We start from the raw sequence: 8,843 nt of genomic DNA, 5'->3' as shown, positions 1-8,843 counted from the left end.
GCTCGCCCGTCACCGGGTCGGGGGTGCGCGCGGCGTCGAGCGCCGCCTCGTAGCACTCCTCGGCCTGCATGCCGATCGCGGCGAGCGCCACCCGCTCGTGGTTGAGCTGGCTGGTGATGAGGCGCCAGCCGCCGTTCTCCTCGCCGACGAGGTGCGCGGCGGGCACCCGTACGCCGTCGTAGTAGGTCGCCGTCGTCGTCAGGCCGCCCACGGTCTCGATCGGCGTCCAGGAGAATCCGGGCGCGTCGGTCGGCACGAGGACGATCGAGATGCCCTGGTGCTTCGGGGCGCCGGGGCCGGTGCGGCAGGCGAGCCAGATCCAGTCGGCGTGCTGGGCGTTCGAGGTGAAGATCTTCTGGCCGTCGATCAGCCAGTCGTCACCGTCCCTGACGGCCCTGGTCCGCAGCGAGGCCAGGTCCGTGCCCGCCGACGGCTCGCTGTAGCCGATGGCGAAGACGAGGTCGCCGCTGAGGATGCGCGGCAGGAAGGCGGCCTTCTGCGCCTCGGTGCCGTACCTCATGAGCGTCGGCCCGACGGTGTTCAGGGTGACCATGGAGACCGGCGCCCCCGCGCGGTAGGCCTCGTCGAAGAAGAGGAACTGCTCGTCGGCGCCCCGGCCCTGGCCCCCGTACTCGACGGGCCAGCCGAGCCCGAGCAGGCCGTCCGCGCCGATGCGCCGCAGCAGCGCGCGCTGTCCGTGCGCGTCCTCGGCGCGGGGCGGCCCCTCGGGCATGACGTCACGGAAATAGGCGCGCAGTTCGGCACGGAGGTGCCGCTGGCGTTCGGTGGGGGCGAGGTGCACGGTGGCGGCCTCTCCGTCTGGGACCTGGGACGCGGGACGTGGAGCCGGTGCGCGTAGCGGTTTCTGACTGTCCGTCAGATGGTGCACCGGTGTCAAGACGCCGACGTCTTGGGCCGGATACGGCTGTGCGGTTTTCCCCGGAAACGGCTGTGCGGCGATGCCGAAGCATCGCCGCACAGGACCCGTCACACCCCAGAGTGCTGGTCGTGCCGACCCCGCCGAACCGTCCCGAGCGGCTCCGCGGGGTGACGGCTCACCAGAGCTGGGCGAAGTTGACGGCGACGTTCTCGTTGGACTGGTCGATGGCGGTCCAGCCCGAGCCGTTCACCTGGGCGCTGTTGTTCTGGTTCGAGGCGCCGTTGCCGACGGCCTGCTGCTGCGTGGTGGACGAGTTGCCGTGGTTGCTGCCTCCGACACCACTGCCGTTGACGGTCGCCACTCCGGCGTTGGACCCGTTGCCCGCGATGGCGCCGTTGTCGGCCGTCGCGATACCGGTGAAGAGAGCGGCGGCCAGGGGCAGGGCCGCGGCGGCGGCGATGACGCGGGCGGTACGGCTGCTTGCCATGTCTTATTCCTCCGGAACAGGCGGTACGCACCGGCGGAAAGCCGGGGGATACCGAGAAGTACGGCTGTACCAAGGCGGTTGGCCGTCCGCCTTGAGGTGCTGCTCGACGTCGCGGGATCAGAGTTGCCCACCGAATCCCCGGCGAACTACCCCGCAAGCGCTGAATCCCCCTGAAGCGTGATGACTTGTCGATAAACACCCGATGCGTTCTTTGGGGCGCGCGACCACCGCGAAACCCCCGCTCACACGCGGGCGCCAGGACGATCGAACCAGGCGCCCCAAGAGGCGAAGCGTTACGCCTGGCATGCGGCGCACGGGTGCGAACCGGTGCCCATCGCGCGCCCCCCGGGCCCGTCATGGACCGCGCCCCCTTCCCTTCATCGAACATACGTACGAAACTCGGAGCATGGCCACCACCGACCGCCATGCCACCGCTCTCGCGCTCGCGTACGCGCTGTCCGCCGCCGAGCGCGGCCTCGCGGTGATCCCGCTCTCCCGTACGAAGCTGCCTGCGGTGCGCTCTCCGCACCCCCTGACGGCACCCGGACGCGCGACCGGGGCGCGCCCCTGCCACGGGGAGTGCGGACGTCCGGGGCACGGGGTGTACGACGCGTCGTGCGACCCGCGCCGCATCCGCGAGCTGTTCGCGGCCGCCCCCTGGGCCACCGGCTACGGCATCGCCTGCGGGCTGCCCCCGCACCATCTGATCGGCATCGACCTCGACACCAAGGGCGGTGCCGACGCCTCCGCGGCCCTGCGGGCACTCGCCCTGCGGCACCTCTTCACGATTCCCGAGACCGTCGTCGTCACGACACCGAGCGGCGGGCGCCACATCTGGCTGGCCGGACCGCCGGGCACCGTGGTGCCCAACTCGGCGGGGCGGCTCGCTCCCGGCATCGACGTGCGGGGCGCCGGCGGCTACCTCGTCGGCCCCGGCTCCCACACCGAACGCGGCGTCTACGGCACCGTCCCCGGCACGGCCCATCTGCCGCCCGCGCCCTGCCCACCGGCCCTGCTGCGGCTGCTCACCCCGCCGCCGCGCGCCCCCGCGAGGACCCGGCCGAGGGAACCCGGCGACCCGCAACAGGGCGAGGGGCTCGTCCAGTTCGTCCGGGCGGCGCASGAGGGCCAGCGCAACACCCGCCTCTTCTGGGCCGCGTGCCGCGCCCACGAGAACGGCATCGGCGAGGCACTGACGCCGCGCCTGGTGGACGCCGCGCTCCGGGTCGGCCTCACGGAGCGCGAGGCACACTCGACGATCGCGTCGGCGGCGCGGCTGACGCGGGGTGTGGAGGGCGGTCAGTGACCGACGGACCGCCGTCGACGGATGACGGCCGACGGACCGTGACCGCCGGATGACGGCCGACGGATAAAGGGACCGTAAGGTTCCAGTTACCTTTCTCTCCCCTCGTCGGGCCCCTCCGCGCTGGGGGAAGGCCCTGGCCCGATGACATGCTCTGTGCGATCACGTCACCACCGGCCCCCGACCAGGGCCCTGGTGATGAGCACTTCACGAGCAGGGGAACTTCGTGACCACTTACGCCTTGACCAGGGCATCGTCCGCCACCGTCGCGGGGCTGACCGCCGCCGCGCTGCTGGCCTGCACCGTTCCGGCCTTCGCGAACGGAACGACCACGACAGGGGAGACCGCGAGGGAGTCCGCCGCGGCGGCCACGCTCGCCGTAGAGAAGGCCACCGGCACCGAGAGCCTCTCCATTCCGCGCACCCGCGCCGATGGCACGCTCATCGCCGAGGCGGGGGGATCGCGGGTGGAACTCCCCGCGATGGGCTCCGGCACGTTCACGGTGACCGACGCCCACGGCAAGCAGCTCCGGGTCGGCCTGCCCGGCTCCTCGGCGGCCACCGCGCGGGTCACGCCCAGCGGCACCGTCGTCTACTCGCGGCCCGCCGACTCCGTCGATGTCGCCGCCCAGGTCGGCAAGGACGGCAGCGCGAGCGCACTGATCACCCTGAAGGACGCGACGGCCCCGACCGAGTACCGCTTCGCCCTCGACCTGCCCAGCGGCGCGCGGGCCGTCGCCGACGAGGACGGCGGCGTCCTGGTCGTCGACGGCGCGGGCGACCTCGTCGGCACCTTCCAGGCCCCCTGGGCCAAGGACGCCCACGGCAGGCCCGTCGCGACCTCCTACCGCGTCAAGGGCGACGACCTCGTCCAGAGCATCCACACGGACGCGTCGACCGCCTACCCCGTCGTCGCCGACCCCAAGTGGTGGGACAAGACCAAGGAGATCGCGGGCGGCATCGTCAGTGACACCTGGAACTCCATGAAGTGCGGCGGAGCCCTGGCCGCCGCCTTCCACCCGGGCACCGCGAGCTACAAGGCGATCAAGGCCGCGGGCGGCGTGAAGAAGCTCGTGGCCGTCCTCTCGGGCGTCAACTCCAAGCGCGGCGCGGCCTCGGCCCTCGGCAGCGGCTTCACCACACTGTTCGGCGTCAAGAGCATCAAGAAGGCCTGCTTCGACGACCTGAAGTAGCCGTCCCTCGGGGCGTATGCCCCTGAGCCCCGGCAACCGGCGACGTCCGGACACGTCGAGAGCCCCCGACCTGAACTCCGGTCGGGGGCTCTCTACGCCGCGGTGGGTGTGGGATTTGAACCCACGGTGACATCGCTGCCACGACGGTTTTCAAGACCGTTCCCTTAGGCCGCTCGGGCAACCCACCCCGCGCCGTGCGGCCGGAGGCCGGTGTGGCGCGGGGACAAGACTAGCCTGTCGGGGCTGCGGGGGAGCAGCGGCTCGGCGCCGCGCCCGGGGCGCGGGTCAGCTGTCGCCCTTGCGCTGGCCGAGAGTGACGTCGACCGTGTGCTCCTTGCCGCCGCGCTCGTAGGTGATCTTGACGGTGTCGCCCGGCTTGTGGGTCCAGATCTGGCCGATCAGGGTGGGGCCGCTGTCGATGACCGAGCCGTCCAGCTTCGTGATGACGTCGCCGGGCTTCAGGCCCGCCTTGTCGGCGGGGCCGTTCGGGGTGACCGGCTCGGAACCGCCCGACTGCTCCCGGGAGATGGTCGCGCCGTTCGCCCCCTCCTGCTGGAGGGAGACCGAGGCGCCGATCACCGGGTAGACGGGCTGGCCGGTCTTGATGAGCTGCTGGGCGACGTTCTTCGCCTGGTTGACCGGGATCGCGAAGCCGAGGCCGATGGAGCCCGACTGGCCGGTGCCGCCGAGGCCGCCGCCGCTCTCGGCGGGCTTGATCGCGGAGTTGATGCCGATGACCGCGCCCCGGCCGTCGAGGAGCGGACCGCCGGAGTTGCCGGGGTTGATCGAGGCGTCGGTCTGGAGGGCGCTCATGTACGAGCTCTTGCCGCTCTGACCGCCGTCGCTGGAGGTCACCGGGCGGTTCTTGGCGCTGATGATGCCCGTCGTGACGGTGTTGGAGAGGCCGAAGGGGGCGCCGATCGCGATCGTCGAGTCGCCGACGGCCACCCGGTCGGAGTTGCCGAGCGGGAGGGGCTTCAGGTCGTCGGGGCGGTTCTTCAGCTTGATGACCGCCACGTCGTAGCCCTCGGCGCGGCCGATGACCTCGGCGGCGTACTTCTTGCCGTTGGAGAACGTCGCCTGGAGCTTGCCGCCCTCGGCCGCCGACGCCACCACGTGGTTGTTGGTGAGGATGTGGCCCTGCTTGTCGTAGACGAAGCCGGTGCCCGTGCCGCCCTCGCCGCTGCCGCTCTGCGCCTCTATGGTGACGACGCTGGGCAGCGCGTCGTTCGCGATTCTGGCGACCGACCCCGGCTCGCGCTTCAGGTCGGCCGGGGTGTCCGCGGCCGAGACCGTCGTCGAGCCGCTGTCGTTGTCGTTGTGCTCGGCTGCCCAGTAGCCGATGCCGCCGCCGACACCGCCCGCGACCAGCGCGGCGGCGAGGACCCCCGCGACAAGCCCGCCGCGCCGCCGCCCGGGCTTCGGCTCCTGCGGCTGATACGACGCGCCCCAGCCGGAACCGGAACCTCCGCCACTGGCGTACGAGGGCGTGGCGGGCGGCTGCGGAGGCGGCCACGCCTCGGAACCCGCCGCGGGCATGGCACCGGCCGGGGGGCCACTCTCAGCACCGGGAGCCGCACCGGCACCAGGAGCCGCACCGGCACCGGAAGCCGCGCCCCCGGGCGCACCGGCCGGACCAGCCGGACCGGCCGCCCCGGCCGAACCGGCGGAGTCGGCGGAAACCGCGGGAGCGTCCACCGGCACGGGAGGTGCGGACGGGGCCGGAGGTACAGCGTTGCCCTCGTTCTCGGTGTTCACAGCTCTACTCCTCGGTCCATGCTGTCGTAGCTGTCATGGCTGTCATGGCTGTCGTAGCCGTCGCGGGCCCGGTCTTCGGTCACGGCCTGGCTGTGCCGATTGTCTACCTGTACGCAGTCAGCTTTTCCCATGGGCTGTCAGGGCACCATAAGCCGAGCCTGTGTGTCCGGCTCCCCGAGGCACCCCGTCCGGCGCGCTTTCGGGTACCCCGTGATGGCACCATGACGCGGTGACCCTCGCACGACAGCACCACATTCAGGTCGTCGCCCACCGCGGAGCCTCCGAAGACGCTCCCGAGCACACGCTGGCCGCCTACAAGAAGGCGGTCGAGGACGGGGCGGACGCCCTGGAATGCGATGTGCGGCTCACCGCGGACGGGCACCTCGTCTGCGTCCACGACCGCCGCGTCAACCGCACCTCGAACGGCCGGGGCGCCGTCTCGGCCCTGGAGCTGGCCGATCTCGCCGCCCTGGACTTCGGCTCCTGGAAGCGGAACCACGACGAGGCCCTGGAGGGCGAGGGACCCGACTGGGAGGGGCCCGCCTGGGAAGGGCCCGCCTGGGAAGGGACCGGCTTGGAGGGCTCCGCCCTCGCGGGCGGCCCCGCCGAGGACACGTCCGTCCTGACCCTGGAGCGCCTCCTCGAACTCGTCGCCGACAGCAACGCCTCGGGCCGCCGGGTGCGCCTGGCCATCGAGACCAAGCACCCGACACGCTGGGCGGGCCAGGTGGAGGAGCGCCTCCTGCTGCTCCTCAAGCGCTTCGGCCTCGACGCACCGCCCTCCGCGGAGCGCTCGCCGGTACGGGTCATGAGCTTCTCGGCGCGTTCGCTGCACCGGGTGCGCGCCGCCTCCCCCACGCTGCCGACCGTCTACCTCATGCAGTTCGTCTCGCCCCGCCACCGCGACGGGCGCCTCCCCGACGGCGTGCGGATCGCGGGCCCCTCCCTGCGCATCCTGCGCGGCCACCCCGGTTACGTGGCGAAGCTCAAGCGGGCGGGTCACCAGGTGCACGTCTGGACCGTGAACGAGCCGGCGGATGTCGAGCTCTGCGCCGAGCTCGGCGTGGACGCGATCATCACCAACCGGCCCCGGCAGGTCCTCACCCAGCTCGACGGTCTGGGCCTGCGGTAGGGACCCCGCGAGCCTCACGGTGCGTCACAGGGAGTGCACCGGCGCGTTCGGTCCGTGAACGACCGGCACGAGTGCGTCACCACACACGGATTGGCCGGTTTCCGGTCCAGGCCATTGGGGCATCCACACCGTGGCGTGGGGCGAAGGAGGTCTCGGGGGTGGCGTTGGTGGTGGCACGGGAGGTGCCCACGTCGTCGAGCATGGCCGTTTCCCATGGCCCTGCGGGCGTGGGCGAAGCAAGACACCGGATGCGTGATCAGTTGCGTGTCGGCGGAGTGTCGGAGTCGGTCATCGACGATGCCGTACTGATCCTGTCGGAGTTGCTCAGCAATGCCTGCCGGCACGGCAGGCCACTGGGCCGCGGAATGGTCGGGGACGGTGACGTGCGGGCGGCCTGGCACGTCGACAAGACGGGCCGGCTCACGGTCGAGGTGACGGACGGCGGTGGCCCGACCCGCCCGGTTCCGGCCACGCCGTCGGTGACGGCGCACGGCGGTCGCGGACTCAACATCATCACGGCGCTCGCCGACACCTGGGGCGTGCGTGACGACGTGCACGGCGAGGTCACGGTCTGGGCCGTCGTCCATGCGGGCCACCGGCACGAGGACTTCGCCACGCGCATCACCGCCCCGTCGGCGGCCGCGCTCTCGGAGCTCGCCTTCGCGGATCCCTACGACGACATGGACTGAGCGCATCAACGGCTAGGCTCGCGCCCGTACGTGAAAGAGCACGAGAGCCGCAGCCGGGAGACACCCAGATGGCCAAGAAGCGCCCCCAGTCCAAGGGCAAGCAGCAGCCGCAGCTCAAGGACGGAGAGATCCCTGTGGTCGGGGCCCGTGAGCCCTGCCCCTGCGGTTCGGGCCGCCGCTACAAGGCGTGTCACGGCCGGGCCGCGTCCCACGCCGTGACGGAGCTGGTGCAGCGCCCCTTCGAGGGCCTGCCCGGCGAGTGCGACTGGGTCGCGCTGCGGGAGCTGGTGCCCGCCGCCACCGTCGCCCTGACGCTCAAGGACGGGCTGCCCGACGGCGTCCCCTCGGTCACCCTCGCCACCGTGCTGCCGATGGCGTGGCCCGCGCTGCGCCGCGAGGACGGCTCGGTCCTGCTCGGCCTCCAGAACGACACGTCCTCCGGTGACATCAGCCGCGACCTGGCCGACACCCTCCAGCGTGCCTTCGAGGCCGAGCCCGGCACGCCGGTGCAGGGCCGCAGGGCGCCCGCCGACGGGCCGCGCCTGCAGGATCTGCTCGCCGCCGACGGCCCGTTCGAGCCCGCCGTGCACGCCGGTTTCGAGTTCTGGGTGCCGGACGCGGAGAACGCGTCGGCCGAGGTCTCCGCCTCCCTTGAGCGGGCGAACGCCGCGGCGATCCCGACCGTGCGGCTGACCGGCGTGGACGCCGCCTACTGGTGCGAGACGCCCGAGAAGAACCACCTGCGGTGGGTCATGCCGCACCCCGAGGAGCGGCTCCTCGACGCGCTGGCCCGGCTGCACGCGGCGGGTGCGTCGAGCCTGGGCGAGGGCACCCGGCTCGTCGGCTCCTTCCGCGCGCACGGTCTGACCGTGCCGGTGTGGGACCTGCCGACCGGCGTCGGCGCCGAGGACGTGGAGAAGCCCGCCGCGGAGTTCGCCGAGCGGCTCGCGACGGCGCTCGCGTCGGACGCCCCGCTGACCGCGGACGAGCGCAGGGCGCGCGGTGGTCTCACCAACCGCCAGGTCACCCTGAGCTGACCCGGATGCCCGTCCTGCCGAGCCCGCCCTTGGGCCGGTCCGTACGGAATGCGTGACTCCTGTCACAACTCCCCGTACCTACAGGTAAGTCCCTGTCCGGATAACTGAGATCGAATTTGCCAGGAGCCGATCTCTTGTTACCGTTCAGGTAGCCCGGTTGCTGGTGCATCCCCCGTCGCCAGCAACCGGGCCCTTTCATGTCCGGGCCCGGCCCGGRGCTGGCCCGCCCGGCTCAACTGGCTTGTGGCGCCGCTGAGTTGCTGCCCGAGCGCAGCAGCAGCCCGCCCGACTCCCCCGCCGCGAACTCCGCCACCGCCGTATACGCGGCCGTCTCGCCCGCCGTGCGCTCCCGCGGCGTCTCGCAC

At 72.3% G+C, this 8,843-nt stretch carries 8 protein-coding genes and 1 tRNA gene; 5 read left to right on the top strand and 4 right to left on the bottom strand.

The window, feature by feature from the left end:
- Both AB8Z36_RS23170 and AB8Z36_RS23165 read right to left on the bottom strand, forming a co-directional pair.
- A partial coding sequence (locus AB8Z36_RS23170) for an acyl-CoA dehydrogenase family protein (RefSeq protein WP_369215288.1) occupies positions 1 to 802 on the bottom strand: 802 nt, incomplete at its 3' end.
- A gap of 253 nt (positions 803 to 1,055) precedes the next feature.
- The gene (locus AB8Z36_RS23165) at positions 1,056 to 1,367 is read right to left on the bottom strand and encodes a hypothetical protein (protein WP_369215287.1); all 312 of its coding nucleotides are present in this window, start codon (positions 1,365 to 1,367) and stop codon (positions 1,056 to 1,058) included.
- Positions 1,368 to 1,773: 406 nt separating this feature from the next.
- Between AB8Z36_RS23165 and AB8Z36_RS23160 the strand changes: the two genes are divergently transcribed.
- Positions 1,774 to 2,673, top strand: coding sequence for a bifunctional DNA primase/polymerase (locus tag AB8Z36_RS23160; RefSeq protein ID WP_369215286.1), 900 nt, complete (start codon positions 1,774 to 1,776; stop codon positions 2,671 to 2,673).
- Positions 2,674 to 2,911: 238 nt separating this feature from the next.
- Positions 2,912 to 3,862, top strand: a complete 951-nt coding sequence (locus tag AB8Z36_RS23155; RefSeq protein ID WP_369215285.1) for a hypothetical protein — start codon at positions 2,912 to 2,914, stop codon at positions 3,860 to 3,862.
- Positions 3,863 to 3,962: 100 nt separating this feature from the next.
- On the opposite strand, the gene AB8Z36_RS23150 is transcribed toward AB8Z36_RS23155, so the two are convergent.
- Both AB8Z36_RS23150 and AB8Z36_RS23145 read right to left on the bottom strand, forming a co-directional pair.
- A tRNA-Ser gene (locus AB8Z36_RS23150) sits at positions 3,963 to 4,049 on the bottom strand.
- Between the two features lie 98 nt (positions 4,050 to 4,147).
- Positions 4,148 to 5,620: a S1C family serine protease gene (locus AB8Z36_RS23145; RefSeq protein ID WP_369215284.1), complete on the bottom strand. Its 1,473-nt coding sequence runs from the start codon at positions 5,618 to 5,620 to the stop codon at positions 4,148 to 4,150.
- A 229-nt stretch (positions 5,621 to 5,849) separates the two neighbouring features.
- Here AB8Z36_RS23145 and AB8Z36_RS23140 point away from each other — a divergent pair, with 229 nt between their 5' ends.
- The 3 genes from AB8Z36_RS23140 to AB8Z36_RS23130 all read left to right on the top strand — a co-directional run bounded on the left by AB8Z36_RS23140 (position 5,850) and on the right by AB8Z36_RS23130 (position 8,478).
- On the top strand, positions 5,850 to 6,752 hold the full coding sequence (locus tag AB8Z36_RS23140) for a glycerophosphodiester phosphodiesterase family protein (protein ID WP_369215283.1): 903 nt from the start codon (positions 5,850 to 5,852) through the stop codon (positions 6,750 to 6,752).
- A 71-nt stretch (positions 6,753 to 6,823) separates the two neighbouring features.
- Entirely contained in the window at positions 6,824 to 7,441 is a 618-nt protein-coding gene (locus AB8Z36_RS23135; protein WP_369215282.1) for an ATP-binding protein, read from the top strand.
- Positions 7,442 to 7,509: 68 nt separating this feature from the next.
- Complete coding sequence (locus AB8Z36_RS23130) at positions 7,510 to 8,478, top strand: DUF5926 family protein (RefSeq protein WP_369215281.1); 969 nt, start codon at positions 7,510 to 7,512, stop codon at positions 8,476 to 8,478.
- Positions 8,479 to 8,843 lie beyond the last annotated feature (365 nt).

Origin of the sequence: Streptomyces flavofungini, from assembly GCF_041028215.1 — a bacterium.
GTDB lineage: Bacteria > Actinomycetota > Actinomycetes > Streptomycetales > Streptomycetaceae > Streptomyces > Streptomyces flavofungini_B.
The sequence above is the reverse complement of the archived record's forward strand: the minus strand, read 5'-3'. Positions and strand labels throughout refer to the sequence as shown.